This window comes from Vibrio sp. E150_018, assembly GCF_053544035.1.
On the sequence record NZ_JBHGNY010000010.1, the window covers coordinates 42,655 to 65,492 of the forward strand.

The window sequence follows — 22,838 nt, forward strand, 5'->3', positions numbered from 1 at the left end:
TAAATATGATTCCTGTAGTGGCTCTAGTTGGGCGTCCAAACGTTGGTAAATCCACGTTATTTAATCGTCTTACACGTACACGTGACGCGCTGGTGGCTGACTTTCCAGGCTTAACTCGCGATCGTAAATATGGTCAAGCTAAATCGGGTGAGCACGAGTTCATCGTAATCGATACCGGTGGTATTGATGGCACCGAAGACGGCGTAGAAACCAAAATGGCTGAACAATCATTAGCGGCGATTGAAGAAGCGGATGTCGTTTTATTTATGGTGGATGGCCGTGCTGGTCTAACCGTGGCTGATGAGGCAATCGCCCGTCACCTACGTATGCGTGAAAAACCAAGCATGTTAGTGGTTAATAAAGTTGACGGTATTGATGCTGACGCGGCAAGCGCTGAATTTTGGCAGCTAGGTATGGATAAGATTTATCAAATCGCAGCAGCGCATGGCCGTGGTGTTATGAGCTTAATTGATAAAGCATTAAAGCCTTTTTCAGACGAACTTGCAGCAGAACAAGCACTACTCAATGGTGGGATTGAAGATCTTACTGGTGATGTGGATGTGGAAGAAGAGCAGCTTGAATACACGGAAGAGCAAGCGGAAGCTGAGTTTAAACGTCTACAAGATCAACCGATTAAACTTGCTATCATTGGTCGACCAAACGTTGGTAAATCAACGCTGACTAACCGCATTCTAGGTGAAGAGCGTGTCGTGGTTTACGATATGCCAGGAACCACTCGCGACTCTATCTATATCCCAATGAAGCGTGATGAGCGTGAATATGTGTTGATTGATACTGCTGGTGTTCGTCGTCGTAAGCGTATTAATGAAGCGGTTGAAAAGTTCTCGGTCATTAAAACTTTGAAAGCGATTGAAGATGCTAACGTGGTATTAGTGATCATTGATGCTCGTGAGAATATTTCCGACCAAGATCTTAGCTTATTAGGCTTTGCGCTCAATGCGGGGCGTTCACTAGTGATTGCGGTGAATAAGTGGGATGGTCTTGATACCGATGTCAAAGAGCGCGTAAAGAAAGAGCTAGACCGCCGTTTAGGTTTCGTTGATTTTGCTCGTATTCACTTTATCTCGGCATTACATGGTACGGGCGTTGGACATTTGTTCGAATCCGTACAAGAAGCGTATAAATCTGCCACGACACGTGTTGGTACTTCTGTGCTAACTCGTATCATGAAGATGGCGCAAGATGATCACCAACCGCCGCTTATCCGTGGTCGTCGTGTGAAGATGAAATATGCCCACGCCGGTGGTTATAACCCGCCAATCGTGGTGGTGCATGGTAACCAAGTAAAAGATCTACCGGATTCTTACAAGCGCTATTTAATGAACTACTTCCGTCGTTCTTTGGAAATCATGGGTACGCCAATCCGTATTCAATTCCAAAATAGTGAGAACCCATTTGAGAATCAAGCGCCAACCAAAAAAGCAGGCTATTCTGAAGAGCAGAAGCGTAAGCGTATGGTGAGTTTGATTAAGCGTGGCCGTAAAAAGTAGTTTTCTACACGCACAATAACCTGTAACGTTAAATACCACTCCAATTGAGTGGTATTTTTTGTATATACCCAAGTAACATTAAGATAGGAGTTTCAACAAGAATAAAACAAGCTATAGGAAAGGAAAATTGAATATGATCATAGTTATTCTATCTCTGTTCAATTTAATGCAGCATAAAGCTTGTTTTAACTTGCCCTTCGAAGACTCATCTAGCCCCCTTCTTTTTTATAAGAGATAGGTAGCGTCAAATTGGTTTGAAAGGTACCTACATTCCTTCGCCAATCTTTCTTATTTAAAGGTTTGGATGATAACTCTAAATTCTGCACTTTAAAGTCACTTGGGTATAGCTCCAGTGAATTTAGTTATATCAATCCATCTTCTAGATAAGTGCATTGGAAGCACTAATTCCAATTAGAAGTTGCTTCTCCTGTAGGACAATGATCTTTTAGTTTAATAGCCTAAATAGAGTTTTATGAAATGTTGAAAATATCGGATCGTGACATTTTAAAATTAATATTTAGATTATTATGCTTTTTAAAATTGAAATGCAGAACATGTAACTTATGCTTTCGGTATATGGTGATATAAATATTCTTAATGGGGTAGATCGCTGATCACGTGGTAGAAAGCGGAAGATCGGTGGAAGATCTATTAATCTTATCTAAAATGCAAAAGTGTCGAAAGTGCTACCATCTGCAAAATAGATTGGTACGTCATAGTAGGCAACCATACCTAGTTTGATGTCAGGATTATCTTTTCATTATCCCGCTTTAGAGTGTTGGAGATATGTAGAGGTGAGTCAGTTTATACTACATGATGATAATATAAGTTATGACAAAAGGCTTTCTTAGCTCCAATATAGTCAGGATTATCAGCCTTAATATTGGCCTTTATGACTTCCATGCTACCGGAATTTTTATGAATAATCAGCGCGACCAGTACTTCGGTAAGGCCAGTAACTAAGTCTACGATCTCTTGTCAGAGTGATGTCCAAATTTCTTTATGCTGATTCAAATCAAACCTCGCTACTGGAATGCATAGTGCTCAAAAAAACTCACACAATAACTGAGTATATATCACCATCAATAAATTTTGTATTAATTGTCTGGCCTGAACGGAGTTGCTTAGTATCCGTGATCAGCTTGCCATTTTCATCTCGAGTTATCGAATAACCACGCTTTAAAGTGGAAAGAGGACTGACGGTATCGAGTTTTTCTGCTTGAAGAGAAACTCGGTAGTGTTGATTTAATAAATGTTGGTTAATAGCTTGGATCAATCGTTCTTTATTGTTTTTTAGGTGGTACTGATTACGCTCAATAGCCTTATTTGGTGAGTAAAAGTTGAGCCTTTGTTGCGCTCGTTCCAATTGATTTCTTGATTGTGTTATTTGCCTAATTAAAGCTTGCTGCATACGAGAAGTAAGGCTATCTAACTTTTGGCTTTGCTTTTCTAACTGATAGCGAGGATGCTGCTTTTCTAATGCAAATTGTAATCGATTGAGCTGTATTTTTTGCTGATGCTTATAATGACGCCAAGCATTCATTAACGCTTGTTGCTTGCTTAAAATAGTTTGTGCTTTATGGCTATTATCTCGGCTAACTAGTTCTGCCGCAACCGATGGGGTCGGAGCACGGACATCGGCAACAAAATCAGCAATCGTGACATCAATTTCATGACCAACCGCACTGACGATTGGAATTTGGCTTGACGCTATGGTTCTTGCCACAATTTCATGGTTAAAACACCATAGATCTTCTAGCGAACCACCGCCTCGTCCAACAATCAAAATATCGCATTCATTACGGCTGTTCGCTCGTCCAATCGCTTGGGCAATTTTAAATGCGGCGTCTTCCCCTTGTACCGTCGTTGGGTAGACGATGACGGGTAGGTTAGGATCGCGACGTTTTAAAACATCGAGAATGTCATATAAAGCCGCGCCGGTTTTGGAAGTAATCACCCCAATACGTTTCGGATTATCGGGCAGGGGCTTTTTAAGGTGCTGAGCAAATAAGCCTTCACTGGCTAATTTCATTTTTAATTCATCGAACATTTGTTGTAAGCGGCCATCGCCTTCAGGCTGCATACTTTCGACGATCAATTGGTAGTCGCCACGCGGTTCATATAAAGATAAACGTGCTTTAACTAATACTTGGTTGCCATTAAGTGGTTTAAAACTCACTCGTCGGTTATTGCCTTTAAACATGGCACATTTGACTTGAGCACGAGCATCTTTTAATGAGAAGTACCAATGGCCAGAAACCGGCGCTGAAAAGTTTGATAGCTCACCCACTAACCACACAATGCCCATTTCATTTTCAAGTAGCATTCTGACTTCGGCATTTAAACGAGATACGGTAAAAATATTAGGGTTAGAATTTAGGGTCATTAGCAGCCATTTTGAAAGTTATGTGAATATCAGCAATCAATTTTATTATAGCGTTTGTTGGCTTTATAGCCTAATACTGTTGGTGATTTCAACGCAAAAAATAATGCCTATAAAGCTAATAAATAAACGAATTTTCAGCATATTTACCATCAATAATTTTATGGATGAAAATATCATGAAGAAACTATTAAAAACGGCTAGTCAAACGATTGCGTGAGGCGTATAATCCCGCTGCAATATCAAATCCCAAATTCATTTTATTATGCGAAACGATGAAATGAGTTTATCGCGGAGAGTTCAAGCTCAATGCGGGATTTATTCCTCCAAAACTCTTATGTGAGATATTGCAATGTTACGAATCGCTAAAGAAGCTCTAACGTTTGATGACGTACTGCTCGTCCCAGCACACTCTACTGTTCTTCCAAATACAGCTGATCTTCGCACTCAGTTGACTAAAAAGATCACCCTTAATGTACCAATGATCTCTGCCGCTATGGATACGGTAACAGAAGCTCGTTTGGCTATTGCTCTAGCTCAAGAAGGCGGTATCGGTTTTATTCACAAAAATATGTCGATTGAGCAACAAGCTGAAGAAGTTCGCTTAGTAAAAATTTACGAAGCGGGTGTGGTTAGCAATCCTGTGACAATCCGTCCTGATGAAACCATAGCTGATGTAAAAGCATTAACCGAGAAACACGGTTTTGCTGGTTTTCCTGTTGTGACAGAAAGCAACGATCTTGTCGGTATTATTACCGGTCGTGACGTGCGTTTTGTAACCGATTTAACAAAAAAAGTTGAACAAGTAATGACACCCAAAGATCGCCTTGCTTCTGTAAAAGAAGGCGCATCAATGAGTGAAGTTCAGCAATGCATGCAAGCCCATCGTGTGGAGAAAGTATTGGTCGTTAATGACGCTTTCCAACTTTCAGGTATGATAACGGCAAAAGATTTCCAAAAAGCTGAACGTAAACCGAACGCTTGTAAAGATGAGCGTGGCCGTTTACGTGTTGGTGCTGCAGTTGGCGCTGGTGCTGGTAACGAAGAACGTGTTAAAGCGTTAGTTGAAGCCGGTGTTGATGTGTTATTGATTGACTCATCACATGGCCACTCGCAAGGCGTACTTGATCGCATTAAAGAAACACGCGCTCTATACCCTGATCTACAAATCATCGGTGGTAACGTAGCAACGGCTTCCGGCGCTCGTGCACTCATTGATGCTGGTGTTGATGCGGTTAAAGTCGGTATCGGCCCAGGTTCTATTTGTACTACTCGTATCGTAACAGGCGTAGGCGTTCCACAAATTACGGCTATTTCAGAAGCGGCAAGTGCTGCCGCTGAATTTGGCATTCCTGTGATTGCTGATGGTGGTATCCGTTTCTCTGGTGATATCTGTAAAGCGATTGCCGCTGGTGCATCTTGCGTGATGGTTGGCTCTATGTTCGCAGGTACGGAAGAAGCGCCGGGTGAAGTAATTCTTTTCCAAGGTCGCTCTTACAAGTCTTACCGCGGTATGGGCTCATTAGGGGCGATGTCCCAAGGCTCATCAGACCGTTACTTCCAATCGGATAATGCTGCAGACAAGCTAGTACCTGAAGGTATTGAAGGTCGCATTGCATACAAAGGTCGCCTAAAAGAAATTATCCACCAACAAATGGGTGGTTTACGTTCAAGCATGGGCTTAACGGGTAGTGCAACCATCGAAGATATGCGTACTAAAGCGGAATTTGTTCGTATTTCAGGTGCAGGCATTCAAGAGTCGCATGTGCATGATGTACAGATCACCAAAGAAGCGCCAAACTACAATAGAATGTAACTTGTTAATCTATGGGGTAAAGTGAGTTATAACGGTAAAGCTTTACTCCAGATAATATTTTAAAGGTATGAGTGTTTGAGTTTAGATACAGGGAGGCTAGTCTTCTCGAAACTCGAAACTCGAAACTCGAAACTCGAAACTCGAAACTCGTACCACACCCACTTTGATTAGATTATTAGAGAACACTAATGACAACCAATATCCATGCTGAACGCATTTTAATTTTAGATTTTGGCTCTCAATACACCCAATTGATTGCTCGTCGTATCCGTGAAATCGGTGTGTATTGTGAACTGTGGAGCTGGGATGTAGACGAAGCGGATATCCGTGAATTTAATCCAAACGGTATTATCTTATCGGGTGGTCCAGAAAGTGTAACTGAAGCCGGTTCACCTCGCGCTCCTGAGTATGTTTTTAATGCTGGCGTACCGGTATTTGGTATTTGTTACGGCATGCAGACGATGTCTGAGCAACTAGGCGGCAAAGTGGCCGGTTCCAGCGAGCGTGAATTTGGTTATGCTCAAGTTCAATCTGTAGCGGATTGTGCCTTATTCAAAAACATCGAAGATGCAATCTCTGAAGATGGCAAACCACTTTTAGATGTATGGATGAGTCATGGCGATAAAGTAGTTGAGATTCCAAGCAATTTCACCAAAGTTGCTCAAACTGATACTTGTCCGTACGCGGCAATGGCCAACGAAGAAAAACGTTTCTACGGTGTTCAGTTCCACCCAGAAGTCACGCACACTCGCCAAGGCTTACGTATGCTTGAAAACTTTGTGCTAAATATCTGTGGCTGTAGCAAATTATGGACACCATCTTCAATCATCGAAGACGCAGTTGCTCGCATTAAAGAGCAAGTGGGTGATGATGAAGTGATTTTAGGTTTATCTGGTGGTGTTGATTCATCAGTGGTTGCGATGCTAATCCACCGTGCGATTGGTCCTAAATTAACTTGTGTGTTTGTTGATAACGGTTTACTACGTTTGAATGAAGCAGATCAAGTAATGGAAATGTTTGGCGATCATTTTGGTCTTAATATCATTCATGTCGATGCAGAAAACCGTTTCCTTGAAGCTTTAGGTGGTGAAGATGAGCCAGAAGCCAAACGTAAAATCATTGGTCGCGTATTCGTAGAAATCTTTGATGAAGAATCGAAGAAACTGAAGAACGCTAAATGGTTAGCACAAGGTACTATTTATCCTGATGTGATTGAATCTGCAGCATCGAAAACAGGTAAAGCGCATGTAATTAAATCTCACCATAATGTTGGTGGCTTGCCAGATGATATGGCAATGGGCTTGGTTGAACCATTACGTGAATTATTTAAAGATGAAGTCCGTAAAATTGGTCTAGAACTAGGTCTACCATACAATATGCTTTACCGTCACCCATTCCCAGGCCCTGGTCTAGGTGTACGTGTTCTAGGTGAGGTGAAGAAAGAATATTGTGATTTACTACGTCGTGCCGATGCTATCTTTATTGAAGAACTTCACGCTGCGGATCTTTACAATAAAGTTTCTCAAGCCTTTACGGTATTCCTACCCGTACGTTCGGTTGGCGTAATGGGCGATGGTCGTAAATACGATTGGGTTGTGTCACTACGTGCGGTAGAAACGATTGATTTCATGACAGCACACTGGGCGCACTTACCATACGATTTCCTAGGTAAGGTTTCTAACCGTATCATCAATGAAATCGATGGCATTTCTCGTGTAGTTTATGATATTTCTGGTAAGCCACCAGCGACTATCGAGTGGGAATAATCCTCCTTTAAGAAAGGTCTGGCATTAACAGGCACTAAATCAACCTTAAGTCCGCGTAATTGCGGACTTTTTTTGTTTTTGGCTTAGTCAGTTTTGGTAATGTCTGGCAACGCCAAGCACGGTTTGACCGTGGTATTTTGATGGGTATGATTCATCGGTAATGCCATGGATTACGCCCGATACCATGCTGAGTGTTTTTGTCACGCCAGGCGATGGACATTCTGATTGCCTTGAAGACATTTGCCGGTGGGTCTGATTATATTCTTCCTTCCCGTTATGACTCTGATGCTCCAATGAGCAGTGCGACAATGAATCGTGTATTGGCTCTAACGTACAAGGCTGCGCAGAAGGATGGGCAGTCGCTAAGTAAGTTTGGGCCGAATGACCTGCGTCGAACAGCTAGCACGCTATTGCATGAAGCTGGATATAACACGGATTGGATAGAAAAATGCATGGCACACGAACAGAAAGGGGTGAGGGCAGTTTACAACAAAGCCGAGTACCGAGAACAGCGCGCGGCTATGTTGCAAGATTGGGCTGACATGATTGATGAGTGGACCACTTAGTATCTTGCTATCAATTATACGAGTAAGTCTTAACTTGATCTGTCAGATGTGGTTAATAGAAATTAATCACATCTGACCGCCATATAAATACCATTTTTGACTCGTCTCATTTTAAGCTTATTTGATAACAGACATTCAACGTAACTGATTTTTGGACAAAACCTTGCCAGTGACTTTCCTAAATTAGCACTTAACGGATTACCTTAGATATTGCAACCTCTAACCGACTAGCCGAATTCACTTATCCACTACAGACTGTGTTGAATATAGAATAGCCGAAAACATTATCTAATAATTCGTTGCGCCCCTTGCCCTTGCTCATATAGTCCATCCTCTGGGTTAAATAGGTGACACTTCTTCATACTCAAACAACCACAGCCGATACACCCAGAGAGGTTATCTTTTAGTGACTGGATCTTTACCATTTTTTTGTCCAGATCTTGCTGCCACTTCTTCGCAACTCTATCCCAATCTTGTTTAGTGGCTGTTTTGTTCATAGGTAAGGTACTTAACTCATGCGTTATTTCTTCTAGGGTAAACCCTACTGACTGTGCTACTTGAATAAGTGCGACTCTACGTAGCATAGAAGGCAAGTAACGACGTTGATTACCATTGGTTCGAAAAGATGTGATCAACTGTTTGGTCTCATAAAAACGTAAAGCCGATGTCGCTACACCACTGCGTTCTGATAACTGCCCAACGGTAAGGTAATCATTTCTAATCATAATTATTCTAACTTTTGTTAATTTATCGCTTTACTTAAAGTTAACTTTAACTCTTATACTCCTTTCAAATATAAAACTCAACGCATAAAAGGATATGATCATGCCGCCCCCCCATGAGTGAATAGATGCAAAAATGCAGGTCGGCAGATACGCTGTCAGCGAGAACCTTAATTCCTGTACCTAAACTAGCGCTGGATAGCATAACAATTGATGTTGATGCCGTTACTTTTAAATCGGCTTAGCCAGTACGCCATAATCTGTTCCAACTTTTCATACAGCTCAACCCATTGAACTGCATTTGGATTTTTTACTATGTTTAAAAATTATTTCACTTTGATCGCAATTGGGCTGATTTGGGGATCACAATTTATTTTTCAAGAAACAGCACTAGAAGCATTCACTCCAGTATGGATAGGCACATTACGTGCGGTATTCGGCGCAATAACCCTGTTTATTATTTGTCGTATCATGCGAATTTGCAGTAATACTAAACAGTGGAAACTCTATAGTGTAATCGGTTTTCTTGAAGCAACTGTTCCTTTTGTTCTCGTACCTTTTGCTCAAAAAGAGTTGAGTAGTTCAGTGACTGCAATTTTAATGGGAACATTACCCTTTTACGCACTTCTTCTCGCGCCATTATTTATTAGGAATACAAAGATCACCAAAGGAAACCTGCTCAGTATAACCATCGGTTTTTTGGGTTTAGTTGTACTATTCTACCCTGACATAATTTCAACATCTCAAAGGATTGAGCCTGTCAGTGTGCTAGCTGTCTTACTTGCCGCAGTATGCTTTGCCATTGCTTTGCTATTGCTAAACCGTGTTCAAAAAGAGCATCCTCTGATAGTCGCAAGAAATGTTCTGACCATGGCGAGCATTCAACTGATCATTGTCGCTCTCATTACAACGAAGACAATGACAGATAAAGCACCATCGCCGAGCATTTTTATTGCTGTAATCTATCTTGGTGTCATGTGCGCGGGAGTTGTCTATTACTTATATATGACTAGTGTCAAGAATGCAGGAGCTGTTTTTACGTCAATGACTAACTACCTCGTACCTGCTGTAGGTGTATTAATCGCTGCGCTGGTCACCAATGAAAGCATTCAGGCTACAACTTGGCTGGCTCTTGGTATTATTTTATCAGCTCTTTTATTGAATCAAATTGTCGTAAAGTATGAACAAAAAACTTAGTGGGAATGTTCAGGCTATTATTGCGACTTTTTAGTAAAACAAAACGCTCGATGTACTTCATCGGGCGTGTGTATTTTCAAGCCTTATCTAATCTTACTTGATTATAGATTTCTTTATCCATCAGTCTAACTTGTTTCAAATGTCTTAGGTTCAAATAATAAAACTGAAAACGTTCCACCTCAAAAGAGATACCTATTAGTTTTGATAATAAGTTGTAGCGAATTCCGAAACAAACTTTGGGGTAAAGGCGTGTTTGCCGAGATCGGCGTCAGCGCGTCTTTGGACAATTATCAGTCTCGGAGAATCGAACATCAGTAATTAATGAATAACTTCAGGTATAGCAAATCGGTTATTCCCATGACCAAACCTTATTGCACTGCTCAATCGTTATATGTATGTAAATAACTCCGCTCTCAAATCTGAAGGTTCCACTTCAGAACCCAAAAATAACTTTATTTGCTCAATATAGTCTTTATTAATACCTACAACATATCGATGACACTGATTATATGTAATCATTGCTAAGTAAGTTGTAAAAAGCGGATCTAGGTTCATAGCGTGATTTTGGATTGACGAAAAAGTGATCAACTGATTATTCGATAAAGGCATAATAAACTTAGACTTAAATGCGAACATCTGAGTCAAATCGTCAAAGAGTAGCGGGTTATCTCCCGTTAAAAAGTTGTTCCAACCTCCATATTCTGGCGAAACATGATGGACTTTCCATGATTCATAGTCACTATCATGTACCCTAAAATCAAACGTTAGTAGAGGCAGCATAAAGCTACGAAAGTAATGCCTGAAGCCTGAGTCATTTTCTAATGCGTTTTTTATTTGGTCACAATCGCCAATATTGACCCCATTCAGTGTAATTCTGTCTCCAAACCGTGTTAAGTCTAGAGTTTTAATGTACTGCTCTACAAAGAGATCTAACAAAGGCATTCGCCAAAATTGAAACGCTACAAATACCTTTAGAAGATAAATACCTTTAGAAGATAAATGCCTTCTTTGGATATTAGTTCTTTCTCCGACAGGCCCTTGCGAACTAAATCAAAAAATTGCCCCAATGGTGCTTCAATTGTCCCGTAGAGCTTTTCTAGTGCATCAGTTCGCACACCTCGATGTGTGATTGTATTTCTATGTTTTTCGAATAATATTGTTCGAGGTGTTTGCTTATCTTTCTTGAATTGACCATTCTTCGGGCTATATTACGCAAAGCTCCTTCGTCATCTGCTCCAAGAATTGTAACAGCTCCAGTCAAGCGAACGGCTGCTTCATTAATTAACCTTGCTGTTTCTCCCTTGAGTACTATTGGGTACTCGAAATTATCCCTAACATAATGGAAAAATGCGTCAGCCTGTTTTTGTGTTACTGATTTACTATGCCGCTTAAAGCGCGTAGGTGTAAGGTGAAGCTGCCATAATAGTTCGAGTAGATTATCTACGGTCGCTTGAAATCGGAAATCTAAGGCCGATATTGATGCTCAAGTTTCATAAAATGCCTCAATCGATCTTGAAGTGACCCCAATAGTTGGACAACCAACATTGAGGGTCACTTCACTAGAGCAACGGGTATTATGCTTATTGTTATTCTGGTAGTGGAATAAACTCCTGATCGTCGCCGGGAACTTTGGCAAAACGGCCAGCCTGCCAATCCTCTTGGGCTTTTTCAATCAGCGACTTGTCACTGGCGACAAAATTCCATTCCATATAGCGCTTGCCTACAGGTGCTCCTCCGATTACTACTAACATGGTGTCGTACTTGGCTGTTACTGTGATATTCGCTTCGTTGGAAAAGACTGCCATATTGTGTTCTTTTAAATGGGTATCACTTACGTTGAGTTCACCTTTGACTACATATAAGGCTTTCTCTTCAGTGTTAGGCAATATTAAGCTTTGGCCTGCTTTTAAGCGAGCTTCTATATATAGGGTTTCAGAAAGGGTTTTTACTGGTGAGGTCTCTCCGTAAGCGCTTCCCATCATCACTCGTATTGGTACGCCGTTTTGTTCTATTTCTGGAATATCAGCTTGGTCATAATGAAAAAAACCAGGTTCTGTCTGTTCTAATTCTTTGGGTAAAGCGAGCCAAAGTTGCAAACCATGAATGTCATGTGGACTTGATTTTACCTTCTCCCTTTGGCGTTCAGAATGAACAATTCCACGACCAGCCACCATTAAATTTATGTCACCAGGAAGTATTCTTGCTTCTGTGCCGAGAGAGTCTCGATGTAACATCTCCCCTTCAAATAGGTAAGTAACGGTTGCTAGACCGATGTGAGGGTGAGGACGAACGTCTATGCCTTCATTCTTTTCAAAGTGGGCTGGGCCCATATGATCGAAAAATACCCAAGGGCCGACGCTGCGGCATTCTTTGGTGGGCATGGTACGACGTACGCAAAAGCCACCTAGATCTTTATCATTTGGTTTTAAAATCATTTTTAATGCACTGCAGCTACTAATAACAGTGCAATCTTCAATTAATTTCTCAGAGAGATTACTCATAATTAACTCCTGGTATAAAGGGGGTGTGTGTCCCCCTTTTTAGTTATCATTAAAGTTAGCAGAGTGTTTTAGTCTTCGCTCGTTAATGCGGTGTAACTAGTCATAAGATTGCGATAATCTGGGATATGGTTAGAGAATAACGCTCCTAAACCTTCGATGTCATTGCGCCAATCACGGTGTAATTCACAAGCCGTGCCGAACCAAGTCATAAGTTGCGCCCCTGCTTGTGACATACGATCCAAGGCGGCATCACGAGTCATCGAATTAAAAGTGCCTGAAGCATCGGTAACAACAAAAACTTCGTAACCCTCTTCTAACGCTGATAATACAGGGAAGGAAACACAAACTTCGGTGACAACTCCAGCAATAATTAATTGCTTTTTGCCTGTGGCTTTAACTGCTGCTAGAAATTCTTCATTATCCCAAGCATTAATTTGGCCAGGGCGAGCGATGTAGGGAGCGTTAGGGAATATTTCTTTTAACTCAGGTACTAGAGGACCATTTGGACCACTTTCAAAACTAGTCGTTAAGATAGTAGGCAAATTGAAATATTTAGCGAGATCAGCTAGAGCTAACACATTATTTTTAAATTTATCCGGTTCAATATCACGTACTAAAGATAGAAGACCGGATTGATGGTCGACCAATAATACGGCGGCGTTATCTTTATCTAGGCGGTTGTATTTAAAGTTCATCATTTCCTCCTGGAAATAGTAGTTAGTAGTTTAGGTTGGGAGCCGTATACCGACTCCAGTTTTTACAGGCGTCCGAATTGACCGCGTTGTAGGTCTTCGAAAGCGTGTAAAATGTCTTCCTTGGTGTTCATAACAAAGGGGCCGTAACCTACGATAGGCTCGTTGATGGGCTCGCCACTGATCAGCAGTATTAAACTGTTCTGTGACGTATGCAGCTTCACGCCACTGTTTTGGTGGCTGAGCAATACCATATTACCGTCGCTGACTGGATCGGAGTTGTTGACACAGACTTCGCCTTCTAGCACCACGACGGCTGTGGTCCAACCTTGGGGGAGATCAAACTGAGTTTGCCCACCTACATTGAGGCGTAAGTCCCAAACGTGCATAGGACTGAAGGTATTGGCCGGACCTTGATGGCCGTCAAAGTGACCAGCAATAGGACGCAGAGTGCCTGCGTTGTTGGCTAACGGCACTTCTGGAATATCGACCTTGGTAATAGCCTGATAACCGGGAGGTGTCATCTTGTCCGCTTTGGGCAAGTTGACCCAAAGCTGGACCATCTGTAAATCCCCACCGTTTTGACTGAATGCTCTAGAATGGAACTCTTCATGCATAATGCCAGCGCCTGCGGTCATCCATTGCACATCTCCGGGCCCAATTATGCCGCCCTTGCCAGTGGAATCTCGATGTTCTACCTCGCCTTTGTAGACAATAGTGACTGTTTCGAAACCACGATGGGGGTGCTCTCCTACACCTCGTTTTACACCATCTGCGGGAAAGCGCATCGGTCCAGCGTAATCCAGAAGCAAGAAGGGACTCATCTGATCCGCTTGGTTGTGATAAGAAAATAGCGAGCGAACCGGAAAACCATTTCCCACCCAATGAGGGGAGGGAGCGTGAATAATACCTTGGATAGATTTCATAAGAGTCTCCTTAAATTTCACTTGTTGTGATCATATAGATGGAACAGTAGTTGAGTAGACTGTTAAAATGCACCTCACTGTTGCACTGATGGAACAATGAAAATGCAGGATCTCAATGATCTCTATTATTTTGTGAAAGTGGTGGAGTATGGAGGGTTCGCTCCGGCTAGTAGAGCGTTGTGTATTCCCAAGTCTAAGCTCAGTCGCCGGATTGCAGCGCTGGAAACACGGCTGGATACTAAGCTGATTTATCGCTCCACTCGCAGTTTTCATCTGACTGAAGTAGGGCAGACTTATTTTCAGCACTGCAAGGCGATGCTGGAGGAGGCAGAGTCTGCGCAGGACGCCATCGACTCGTTAAAATCCGAACCTAGAGGCACCATTCGCCTAACATGTCCCATCGCGTTACTGCACGCGCACATAGGCGGCATGTTGACTGAGTTTATGACAGAGTACTCGCAAGTAAATATTCAACTTGAAGCGTCTAATCGCCGTGTGGACTTGATATCTGAAGGTGTAGATGTGGCAATTAGAGTGCGGCCGCCCCCACTTGAAGATAGCGAACTCGTTATGCGAGTATTATCTGAGCGTAGCTTGAGTTTGGTTGCCAGTCCTGCTCTAGTAAATAGTTATGCGTTACCCAATCACCTGACTGACTTATGTCACTGGCCCTCTCTTGGGTTAGGACAACCTCAATACCAATTTGTCTGGAGGTGGTATGCGCCTGACAATAAACTCATTGAAGTACCTTTTAAGCCACGCCTTGTGACCACTGATATGCTCGCGTTGCGTAATGCAGCCATAGCTGGTGTAGGGGTAGTACAATTGCCGACCTTGATGGTTACACAACAGATTAAAGATGGTAGTTTAATTAAGTTACTTGATGGATGGACAGCACCAAAAGAAATTATCCATGTGGTATTTCCTTCCCGTCGAGGTTTATTACCTTCAGTTAGAGCATTGATTGACTTCCTCGTTGATCGCTATGCCAGCTTTGATGAAGAGTAGAGTGATAGATTTTTTGAGGTGGTATTTTTTATTGGTTTATTTGATTAGGGACTTTAATAATTATGTGGTTAACATTCGCTCTAAAAAAGACGCGAAAATAAGAATATGACGAGAGTGGCCAATTAAAACGGTTATGGTTAAGTTGTAACTTGTTAATGGTCATAACTTCGTGAGAGTTGCCATTTAATTTAGTAAAAATGGATTAAATCAGGTATGGGAAAATCCATAATCACGGCTGACAGTGTGGTTGTTTATATAGCGTAGATTAATACTAGAACTCTCATCCGCATTGAATGAGAGTTCTATTGTATAAATTTAGTGGCTAGTTTTTAGAACAGAAATTTATAACCCAGTGAAATCATCAGTAGACTGAGTGATACTGAAATGGTTCTTTATTATTCGCACATACTCGTACTTTACTGTTTCAATATTTTTATATATTGGTTTGGGAGGTACTGGGTTCGCTATCGATATAACGATCAACAAGCTGTCGCCACTCATCAGGCCTACCATAAAACTCAGTGTGAGGAAGTTTTATCCACTTATTGTTCAGTTCAAGGATCAGAGTTGGGTATCCATGAACTTGTAGCTTCTGCATCAGCTGTTGGCTTTTATTTATTTCTTCCTGTTCAATGCCTAAATTTGCAGTCATAGTTTTACGCCACAGTTCATCATCTAGTCCCAAGTTTACTGATAGTTCCTTGAGTACTTCTGGGTGATTGACCGGCTTACCCTCAAAATAGTGAGCATGCTGAATGGCTTTCAACATTTCTAGCGGCGGGAGACCCAATTGTTCTGCCGTTAAAATTGCGCGTGCTGTAATGAAAGAGTCTAAGACTATTTCTTCGTTACTTTGCACCCGCTGAATATAACCATCTCCAAATGTTGCTCCCGTCAATTTATCAATTCGTTTGTCATGCTCGAGGATATGCTTACGAAAAGAGGGGTCGATAGCCTTGTTGTTAATCATGCCGCCAGGGTGAAACTCTAACTTAATTTCAGAGTTCGCAGCCATTGCGGATAATAGAGAAGTCGCACCATAGCACCAACCACACATCGGATCGAAAAAGTAGTGTACTTTTACCATTTCATTTCTCCCATATGTACCTTCGCACCCACTTGTAGAGCCATAGGCAGCTGTGCATCAGGGTAGATTGCCATCATTTTATCTATCACTTCAGTACTATTTTTACTGTGACTTTTCACCTCTTGGAAGTCTGTTAGGTATTGCAGCGAGTAACGGATAGTGCTCGCATTAAGCTTAGTTCCAGCTTTCATGTGTCCTGGAATGACTATCTCTGGATTTAGCTTTTGCATTTCTTTCAACTGTTTTACCCATGCTTTCTGACTATCGTTAGACTGCGCATCAGCCATCCATAAGTGCAGATTTCCATATATGGCAACATTGCCTACAATGGCTTTGCTAGAAGGAATCCATAGATATGGGCGGTGAGCTAACTCGCCTTGAGTGCCACGAATTTCGATTTTGTGTCCATCGACTGTCAATGTGTTGTTTTCAGTTGCTTGTGGAACGTATGGATTAACAGGAGCATTGGAGCCCATTTGTGGCGTCCAGTAAGCTAATTTACCTGCTAGCTTACTCTTAATTGTCTCTACAACTTCTGGGGTGCTTAGCACTTGTGCATTAGGGAATAATGCATGTAACTCTTCTGCACCAAAGTAATAATCTGGATCAGCCTGACTAATAAAAATAGTTTTGAGTTCTTTGCCACTATCAAGAACTTTTGCGGCGATACGTAGAGCATCAGCTTTGGTGAAGCCTGTGTCGACCACCATAACTTCACTCTCACCGATGATTAATGTTGAATTTACGTAGAAGCTATTCTCGTCAGCGTTATAAATATCAAAAGTTAATGGTGTGTTTTCGGCTGCAGTTGCGGTTGCTGCCAATAAGATAGATGCAGCCATTAGAATGAATTTTTTCATACCGTTCTCCTTTAGTGTGTTTGGGTATGAAAAGGATAATAAGGAATTGACATGTGCATATAAATACACCAAAGTGAACATCATTGTTTCTTAATTCGAACAAATGTATGGATAGACTAACAGCCGCAACCGTATTTGTTGAGGTTGCTAAGACGGGGAGTTTTACCGCTACAGCAGACAGGCTAAATATGTCTCGTCCTATGGTAACGAGATATATTGAGGCAATGGAAGCTTGGCTTAATACCCGCCTGTTACATAGAACAACACGAAAAGTGTCTTTGACAACCGCGGGCGAAACATGCCTTGATGAAGTTAAACAATGGCTTAGACAAGCAGAAAGCTTAAGCGGGCTGGCAGACATCAGTGGTCAATTATCAGGTACCGTTAGGTTGGCAACCAGCATGTCATTTGGTTATTCTCAATTGGTTCCCGCTATTCAAGCGTTTATGTCAGAACACCCCAATGTAAATGTCGATATTGATTTGCAAGATTCAGTAGCTGATTTGACTGAGAGGCAAATAGATCTCGCTATCCGAATTGCCTCGGCGCCTGATCCTTCTTTGATAGGTAAGCCTATATCGGTATGTGAGTCTGTTGTCGTGGCTTCTCCGGGATATTTAGGTAATAGTCGCACTATTTCAAAGCCACACGACTTAATGAATCATACTTGTCTTGGATATAAAAATTTCCAACAACATATCTGGCATTTGACGCAAGACAGTTCTCAACAATCAGTAGAAGTTAAGTGTAATCTCACCGCGAATGAAACAACAACCTTACTGCACGCAGTATTGTGTGGCGCAGGGATAGCTATTCAACCGACTTACCTCGTAAACCAATATCTTAAAAGTGGTCAGCTTAAGCAGGTTTTACCGAATTGGAAACCAGATGATTTAACCATTTACGCGCTCTATTCTTCCAGAAAGTACATGTCCCCCACTGTCCGTGCTCTGATTGATTATTTGTCAGATTATTTTTCTGAACCTCGTTGGTAATGTGTGGTTTGTTGTCATGACAAGATGCTCAGTGGATCTTTCTACATGGTGTCTCTTTCCAACTTATATTGATCATAATGCCCAACAGCATACCCTTATCTGATATTGCGATGGAGGTGGAGCAAACCCAAATTATACGGGTATGGCGGTTGATTAAGGTAATAAATCAGGTAAATAAAAAGGGGACGCAAACAAAATATCTAGTTCTCATAAATGCATTCTAAATAGGATTTATTATCAAAAAAGCATATTACTGATGTTAATGTCCTGTTATGATTTATACGTAATAGTCGGGGAGCCAATATTGGCTGAGATCGAAATTCGAGACCCGTAGAACCTGATTCAGTTAGCACTGACGTAGGGAACTATCACGCTTTGCCATTCGCCGAATCACTTCGGAAACCTTGGATAATCGGGTCTTCGATCTTTCCCAATGACGGCCAAAGCCAGTTCCTATACGTCGGTAATAGGAGTGGTAATGGCGAATTCTTCAATACAGTGTAATCCTCAAAAAATATCTTCATTAAAAGAATCTAATGCACCTGTGATTTCTGGATCCTACGACGTTGATTTTAATCACTTATCGCTCATCCCTAACACTATCGCGAGTAAGCTGGGCGTTAGCGATGTCTATTAAAGCTACGTCTTCTAGAGCAATGCCAGCTAAAACCATCGGCATCCAAATTACAAACGCTTGTTTGCAATATAAAGATAGTCAAACTCCGACGCTTTCAGGCATCAATATGCAGATCCCAGCCGGGCAATGGACGGTATTGCTAGGTCGAAGTGGTTGCGGAAAAACGACGATTCTTCGTTACTTAGCGGGTTTATTAGCTGACAAAGTGGAGTGGCAAGGCGAGCTGACGACTACCGATAACTTACTGTTAACCGAGCATATTGCTTATATGGCTCAACAAGATTTACTGCTGCCGTGGCTCAATGTGTTGGATAACGTTTGTTTAAGTTCGCGTTTTAATCATTCTCAAAGCGATTCACAGCAAGAACAGCAACGTGCGCTGAAATTATTGCAGCAAGTTGGGCTGGTGGATTATTGCTATGCCAAGCCGGACCAACTTTCTGGTGGAATGAAGCAACGTGTGGCACTTGCTCGTACTTTAATGCAAGACAAGCCAGTGGTATTGATGGATGAACCTTTCTCTGCGTTAGATGCCGTAACTCGCCATAAATTACAGACCTTGTCTGCCGAGTTATTGAAAGAGAAAACCGTGGTTTTGATCACCCATGATCCACAAGAAGCTGTCCGGCTAGCCAATCAATTGTATGTACTGCAAGGAACACCAGCTAAAGCGCAATCTCTTGCGGTGCCAGAATCGCCGACTCCCCGAGTATTGGATGGCGAATGCGCCGCGTTACAACAAGCCATTTTGCAGCAATTGGAGAAAGATTATGAGTGAGATGACTCAATACCAATCGCTTTCTTGCCGAGTGAATCAAAAAGAGCGTGTGACACATCCTGCGCTACGTTTGTTAGTTACGGTTGTGGTGATACTCGGCTTATGGCAGTTGGTTGTGGTTATGTTTGATATGCCAAGCTTTATTCTACCTGCGCCTGTCGATGTGCTGGATAAATTACTCACTCGATATGATGTGTTGCTTAAACACACTTGGGTAACCGCACAGGAAATCTTGTTAGGTCTTGCGCTTGGTTTATCGATGGGCCTGCTGTTCGCTTTACAAATGTTGATGTTTGAACCGTTCAAACGTTGGTTATTGCCGATTCTTATTGCCAGCCAGGCGATCCCAGTATTTGCTATCGCGCCAGTGTTGATGCTTTGGCTTGGTTATGGCATCGCATCGAAAGTGATGATGGCGGCCATCATTATATTTTTCCCGGTGACCACTTGTTGTTATGACGGCTTGCGTAATACCCCAACCGGTTACCTTGATCTTGCCAAAACCATGGGCGCTTCTAAGTGGCAATTGTTACGCCATATTCAACTACCGGCAGCCTTACCAACCTTAGCTTCAGGGATTCGTGTCGCGGTAGTGATCGCGCCGATTGGAGCCGTCGTGGGGGAGTGGGTCGGATCCAGTGAAGGCTTGGGCTATCTGATGTTACAAGCTAATGCCCGGATGATTATCGATGAAATGTTTGCCGCGTTATTTATTCTGGCAATGCTCTCGATCGCCTTGTATTTCATCACCGATAAATTATTGAAAGCTGCTATTCCTTGGGAGAGCAAATGATTAAGCCCTTGGGAAAGCAAATAACGCTCTCCAAGTATCGAAAGTTCAACAGAACCTAGTAAATCGTAAACCAACAGGACAATTTAAGAAGGAATGATTCGTGAAAATAAACAAATTGATTAGTGCTGTCACTTTAGTTACCTCGCTTATTTCGACTCATGCGCTGGCCGCAGACAAAGAAATGACCTTAATGCTAGATTGGTTCGTCAATCCAAATCATGGCCCCATAGTGATCGCCAAAGAGCGAGGTTACTTCAAGCAACAAGGTTTAAAAGTCAATATTCAAGAACCAGCCGACCCTAGCACTCCGGCCAAGTTGGTTGCAGCAGGTAAGGTGGATATGGCGATTTCATACCAACCTAGTCTAACCATTGATGTGGCAGCCGGTTTGCCCTTAATTCGCTCTGCAACCCTTATCGCAACGCCTTTAAATACATTGATGGTGCTGGATAATGGAAAGAATCAAAATCTTGCAGACCTTAAAGGTAAGAAGATCGGTATTTCGATTTCCGGTAATGAAGGGGCAACGGTGGGTACTATGTTAGCGCAAGAGGGCGTTGAGCTTTCTGATGTGCAAATGATCAATGTTGGCTGGGCGCTATCGTCTTCATTAGCGTCTGGCAAGGTAGATGCGATTTGGGGTGGCCTACGTAACTTTGAAACTAATCAGCTAGCACTAGAAGGTTATAAAGCGAAATCTTTCTACCCTGAAGAACATGGTGTGCCTGCTTATGATGAGTTGGTATTTGTTGCCAATGCTAAAAGCTACGATAAAGAGAAGATCCAAGCTTTCAATAGCGCATTACAACAAGCTACGACTTATATTGTTAATCATCCTGAAACCTCGTGGAAAGAGTTTGTCGCCTACGCACCGGATACGCTAGATAACGAGCTGAATCATCGTGCGTGGAAAGATACTTTAACTCGTTTTGCATTGCGTCCATCGGCGGTTGATCTCAAACGTTATGACGATTACGCCAAGTTTATGTTTGATAAAAAAATCATCGAGACGCTACCAAAAGCAAAAGATTACGTACCGAGCCTTTAAGCTAAAAAATTGAGTTTATTTAATATTACCCATTTGAGATAACCACTTATGAAATACCAAGATTTGATCGACGCTTGTCAGCAAGATTGGCAGCAATACACCGAACATGCTTTCGTTGAGCAATTGGCAAAAGGTACTCTGGAGCAACCTTGTTTTTTACATTATCTAAAGCAAGATTTCTTATTTTTAAAGCAGTATGCACGAGCTTATGCATTGGCGATTTACAAAGCCCGTACTTTGGATGATATGCGCCGTGCTCTACCGACGGTACAAGGTTTACTTGATTCTGAACTGTCGCATCATGTGACTTATTGTGGCCAGTGGGGATTAACCGAAAGTGATTTGGAAAATGAGCCAGAAGATTTTGGCACCGTTGCCTATACCCGTTATGTCCTTGATGCTGGCATGACCGGCGATCTCGTCGATCTTTATGCTGCTTTAGCGCCTTGTTCGATTGGGTATGCCGTGATTGGTAAAAGGTTGATAGAAGGTGCCGATACTGTTTTGGAAGGTAACCCTTATGCGAGCTGGATAAATTTATACGGCGGCGAAGAGTTTCAGTCTGGTGTAGCAAGTGGAGCGGAGCACTTTAATCAACTGCTAGATGAAATCGATATTAATAGTCAGCGTGGCCGAAACTTGATTGAAGTATTTAAAACTGCAACCCGTATGGAAGTAGCTTTTTGGCAACAAGGTTTAAACGTTAAGCAGGGCTAATTGGAGAACTCACATGTTAATTGAACAAATTACTCAAGCGCTAACTTCGTTACGAGAGCAGAAGCCATTGGTCGTGAACATTACGAATTATGTAGTGATGAATAATACGGCTAATGCGTTATTGGCAATTGGTGCCTCTCCCATCATGGCGCATTCAAAACAAGAAATGGCGGAGATGATGTCATTTGCAGGCGCGCTGGTGGTGAATATCGGCACGCTTGATAGTGCTTGGACAGAGCGAATGATGTTTGCCGTCGAGCAAGCCAATGCCAACAACAAAGTAGTGGTGCTTGATCCTGTGGGTTGTGGTGCCAGCCAGCTACGCACCAACACTTCACGTAAAATTGCTCAGTTAGCCAATAAGTTGATCATTCGTGGCAACGCTTCTGAGGTTATTGCATTAGCCGGTGAACAAGCGCAAAGCAAAGGTGTCGATGCTTTAGATAGTAGTGATGCGGCATTAAGCGCAGCCAGCTTCTTGGTTAATGAGTATGGTGCGAATGTGGTGATCTCCGGTGAAACCGACTACATAGTGAGTAATACACAAACCGTAAAACTCAACAATGGCCACTCAATGATGCCATGCGTAACAGGGATGGGGTGTACGCTTAGCGCTTTGACCGGAGCATTTGCCGCCGTCGGTGATGAGTCTGGTTTAGCAGCCACAGCGGTGCTTGGTGTAGCAGGTGAGATTGCTGCGGAGCAAGCGCGCGGTCCGGGTAGTCTGCAAATGGCATTGTTAGATGAGTTATATCAACTTGATGTGCAAACGCTGAGCCAGCGTCTTAAAGTAAAACGTCTTAAATGAGAATATCTAAACCTAGAGCGTGTTGAA

Annotated in this window: 18 protein-coding genes, 2 pseudogenes and 1 riboswitch; of the genes and pseudogenes, 12 read left to right on the plus strand and 8 right to left on the minus strand. The window is 42.3% G+C overall.

All coding sequences use genetic code 11. The features are described from left to right. Positions 1–5: 5 nt before the first annotated feature. Positions 6–1,511: a ribosome biogenesis GTPase Der gene (gene der / locus ACE3G9_RS10955; protein ID WP_089123484.1), complete on the plus strand. Its 1,506-nt coding sequence runs from the start codon at positions 6–8 to the stop codon at positions 1,509–1,511. A gap of 1,054 nt (positions 1,512–2,565) precedes the next feature. Here the strand turns inward: der and xseA are convergent. Further along, positions 2,566–3,897, minus strand: coding sequence for an exodeoxyribonuclease VII large subunit (gene xseA, locus ACE3G9_RS10960; RefSeq protein ID WP_449219128.1), 1,332 nt, complete (start codon positions 3,895–3,897; stop codon positions 2,566–2,568). Positions 3,898–4,246: 349 nt separating this feature from the next. Between xseA and guaB the strand changes: the two genes are divergently transcribed. Both guaB and guaA read left to right on the plus strand, forming a co-directional pair. Beyond that, positions 4,247–5,710 carry an IMP dehydrogenase gene (guaB, locus tag ACE3G9_RS10965; RefSeq protein WP_417879423.1) on the plus strand — a complete coding sequence of 488 codons (1,464 nt, stop codon included), beginning with the start codon at positions 4,247–4,249 and terminating at the stop codon, positions 5,708–5,710. A 188-nt stretch (positions 5,711–5,898) separates the two neighbouring features. Further along, entirely contained in the window at positions 5,899–7,476 is a 1,578-nt protein-coding gene (guaA, locus tag ACE3G9_RS10970; RefSeq protein WP_449219129.1) for a glutamine-hydrolyzing GMP synthase, read from the plus strand. Positions 7,477–7,563: 87 nt separating this feature from the next. Here guaA and ACE3G9_RS10975 read toward each other — a convergent pair whose 3' ends face one another. Beyond that, entirely contained in the window at positions 7,564–7,716 is a 153-nt protein-coding gene (locus ACE3G9_RS10975; RefSeq protein ID WP_449219171.1) for a hypothetical protein, read from the minus strand. Here ACE3G9_RS10975 and ACE3G9_RS10980 point away from each other — a divergent pair. Beyond that, positions 7,668–8,042 (plus strand): annotated as a pseudogene (locus ACE3G9_RS10980) (tyrosine-type recombinase/integrase); the annotation flags it as partial. The gene ACE3G9_RS10975 and the pseudogene ACE3G9_RS10980 sit on opposite strands and share 49 nt — an antisense overlap. 284 nt (positions 8,043–8,326) lie before the next feature. Here ACE3G9_RS10980 and soxR read toward each other — a convergent pair. After that, positions 8,327–8,767, minus strand: a complete 441-nt coding sequence (gene soxR, locus ACE3G9_RS10985) for a redox-sensitive transcriptional activator SoxR (RefSeq protein ID WP_017634100.1) — start codon at positions 8,765–8,767, stop codon at positions 8,327–8,329. Between the two features lie 312 nt (positions 8,768–9,079). Here soxR and ACE3G9_RS10990 point away from each other — a divergent pair, with 312 nt between their 5' ends. Beyond that, complete coding sequence (locus tag ACE3G9_RS10990; RefSeq protein ID WP_449219130.1) at positions 9,080–9,961, plus strand: DMT family transporter; 882 nt, start codon at positions 9,080–9,082, stop codon at positions 9,959–9,961. A 1,586-nt stretch (positions 9,962–11,547) separates the two neighbouring features. Here ACE3G9_RS10990 and ACE3G9_RS10995 read toward each other — a convergent pair. The 3 genes from ACE3G9_RS10995 to ACE3G9_RS11005 form a co-directional block, all read right to left on the minus strand. Beyond that, a complete protein-coding gene (locus tag ACE3G9_RS10995; RefSeq protein ID WP_417879398.1) occupies positions 11,548–12,462 on the minus strand; it encodes a pirin family protein in 915 nt (304 codons plus the stop codon). A 68-nt stretch (positions 12,463–12,530) separates the two neighbouring features. After that, a complete protein-coding gene (gene ycaC / locus ACE3G9_RS11000) occupies positions 12,531–13,157 on the minus strand; it encodes an isochorismate family cysteine hydrolase YcaC (protein ID WP_417879397.1) in 627 nt (208 codons plus the stop codon). 62 nt (positions 13,158–13,219) lie between these two features. Next, positions 13,220–14,080, minus strand: a complete 861-nt coding sequence (locus tag ACE3G9_RS11005) for a pirin family protein (RefSeq protein ID WP_449219131.1) — start codon at positions 14,078–14,080, stop codon at positions 13,220–13,222. A gap of 102 nt (positions 14,081–14,182) precedes the next feature. Between ACE3G9_RS11005 and ACE3G9_RS11010 the strand changes: the two genes are divergently transcribed. Beyond that, positions 14,183–15,088, plus strand: coding sequence for a LysR family transcriptional regulator (locus ACE3G9_RS11010; RefSeq protein ID WP_449219132.1), 906 nt, complete (start codon positions 14,183–14,185; stop codon positions 15,086–15,088). 433 nt (positions 15,089–15,521) lie between these two features. On the opposite strand, the gene ACE3G9_RS11015 is transcribed toward ACE3G9_RS11010, so the two are convergent. Beyond that, entirely contained in the window at positions 15,522–16,175 is a 654-nt protein-coding gene (locus ACE3G9_RS11015) for a DsbA family protein (protein WP_449219133.1), read from the minus strand. Then, positions 16,169–17,035 carry an MBL fold metallo-hydrolase gene (locus ACE3G9_RS11020; protein ID WP_449219134.1) on the minus strand — a complete coding sequence of 289 codons (867 nt, stop codon included), beginning with the start codon at positions 17,033–17,035 and terminating at the stop codon, positions 16,169–16,171. Before ACE3G9_RS11020 ends, ACE3G9_RS11015 begins: the two co-directional genes overlap by 7 nt. A gap of 107 nt (positions 17,036–17,142) precedes the next feature. On the opposite strand from ACE3G9_RS11020, the gene ACE3G9_RS11025 reads away from it, so the two are divergent. The 6 genes and pseudogenes from ACE3G9_RS11025 to thiM all read left to right on the plus strand — a co-directional run bounded on the left by ACE3G9_RS11025 (position 17,143) and on the right by thiM (position 22,811). Beyond that, the gene (locus ACE3G9_RS11025) at positions 17,143–18,030 is read left to right on the plus strand and encodes a LysR family transcriptional regulator (protein ID WP_449219135.1); all 888 of its coding nucleotides are present in this window, start codon (positions 17,143–17,145) and stop codon (positions 18,028–18,030) included. A gap of 281 nt (positions 18,031–18,311) precedes the next feature. Next, positions 18,312–18,411: riboswitch (TPP riboswitch) on the plus strand. 275 nt (positions 18,412–18,686) lie between these two features. After that, positions 18,687–19,445, plus strand: a complete 759-nt coding sequence (locus ACE3G9_RS11030) for an ABC transporter ATP-binding protein (protein ID WP_449219169.1) — start codon at positions 18,687–18,689, stop codon at positions 19,443–19,445. A gap of 58 nt (positions 19,446–19,503) precedes the next feature. Next, positions 19,504–20,238: pseudogene (locus ACE3G9_RS11035) on the plus strand (ABC transporter permease); the annotation flags it as partial. 100 nt (positions 20,239–20,338) lie between these two features. Then, positions 20,339–21,286: an ABC transporter substrate-binding protein gene (locus tag ACE3G9_RS11040; protein ID WP_417879391.1), complete on the plus strand. Its 948-nt coding sequence runs from the start codon at positions 20,339–20,341 to the stop codon at positions 21,284–21,286. A 48-nt stretch (positions 21,287–21,334) separates the two neighbouring features. Continuing rightward, positions 21,335–22,003: a thiaminase II gene (gene tenA, locus ACE3G9_RS11045; protein WP_417879390.1), complete on the plus strand. Its 669-nt coding sequence runs from the start codon at positions 21,335–21,337 to the stop codon at positions 22,001–22,003. A 13-nt stretch (positions 22,004–22,016) separates the two neighbouring features. Continuing rightward, positions 22,017–22,811 (plus strand): hydroxyethylthiazole kinase, encoded by a 795-nt coding sequence (gene thiM / locus ACE3G9_RS11050; protein WP_449219136.1) that lies wholly within the window; start codon positions 22,017–22,019, stop codon positions 22,809–22,811. The last annotated feature ends 27 nt before the right edge of the window (positions 22,812–22,838 follow it).

Bases quoted from the DNA above. Each gene is read 5' to 3' on its own strand.
- thiM (WP_449219136.1), top strand. From the start codon at position 22,017: ATGTTAATTGAACAAATTACTCAAGCGCTAACTTCGTTACGAGAGCAG.
- ycaC (WP_417879397.1), bottom strand. From the start codon at position 13,157: ATGAACTTTAAATACAACCGCCTAGATAAAGATAACGCCGCCGTATTA.
- ACE3G9_RS11005 (WP_449219131.1), bottom strand. From the start codon at position 14,080: ATGAAATCTATCCAAGGTATTATTCACGCTCCCTCCCCTCATTGGGTG.
- ACE3G9_RS11010 (WP_449219132.1), top strand. From the start codon at position 14,183: ATGCAGGATCTCAATGATCTCTATTATTTTGTGAAAGTGGTGGAGTAT.
- guaB (WP_417879423.1), top strand. From the start codon at position 4,247: ATGTTACGAATCGCTAAAGAAGCTCTAACGTTTGATGACGTACTGCTC.
- ACE3G9_RS11030 (WP_449219169.1), top strand. From the start codon at position 18,687: ATGCCAGCTAAAACCATCGGCATCCAAATTACAAACGCTTGTTTGCAA.
- ACE3G9_RS10990 (WP_449219130.1), top strand. From the start codon at position 9,080: ATGTTTAAAAATTATTTCACTTTGATCGCAATTGGGCTGATTTGGGGA.
- ACE3G9_RS11025 (WP_449219135.1), top strand. From the start codon at position 17,143: ATGGATAGACTAACAGCCGCAACCGTATTTGTTGAGGTTGCTAAGACG.
- ACE3G9_RS10995 (WP_417879398.1), bottom strand. From the start codon at position 12,462: ATGAGTAATCTCTCTGAGAAATTAATTGAAGATTGCACTGTTATTAGT.
- der (WP_089123484.1), top strand. From the start codon at position 6: ATGATTCCTGTAGTGGCTCTAGTTGGGCGTCCAAACGTTGGTAAATCC.
- tenA (WP_417879390.1), top strand. From the start codon at position 21,335: ATGAAATACCAAGATTTGATCGACGCTTGTCAGCAAGATTGGCAGCAA.
- ACE3G9_RS11015 (WP_449219133.1), bottom strand. From the start codon at position 16,175: ATGGTAAAAGTACACTACTTTTTCGATCCGATGTGTGGTTGGTGCTAT.
- xseA (WP_449219128.1), bottom strand. From the start codon at position 3,897: ATGACCCTAAATTCTAACCCTAATATTTTTACCGTATCTCGTTTAAAT.
- soxR (WP_017634100.1), bottom strand. From the start codon at position 8,767: ATGATTAGAAATGATTACCTTACCGTTGGGCAGTTATCAGAACGCAGT.
- guaA (WP_449219129.1), top strand. From the start codon at position 5,899: ATGACAACCAATATCCATGCTGAACGCATTTTAATTTTAGATTTTGGC.
- ACE3G9_RS10975 (WP_449219171.1), bottom strand. From the start codon at position 7,716: ATGTCTTCAAGGCAATCAGAATGTCCATCGCCTGGCGTGACAAAAACA.
- ACE3G9_RS11020 (WP_449219134.1), bottom strand. From the start codon at position 17,035: ATGAAAAAATTCATTCTAATGGCTGCATCTATCTTATTGGCAGCAACC.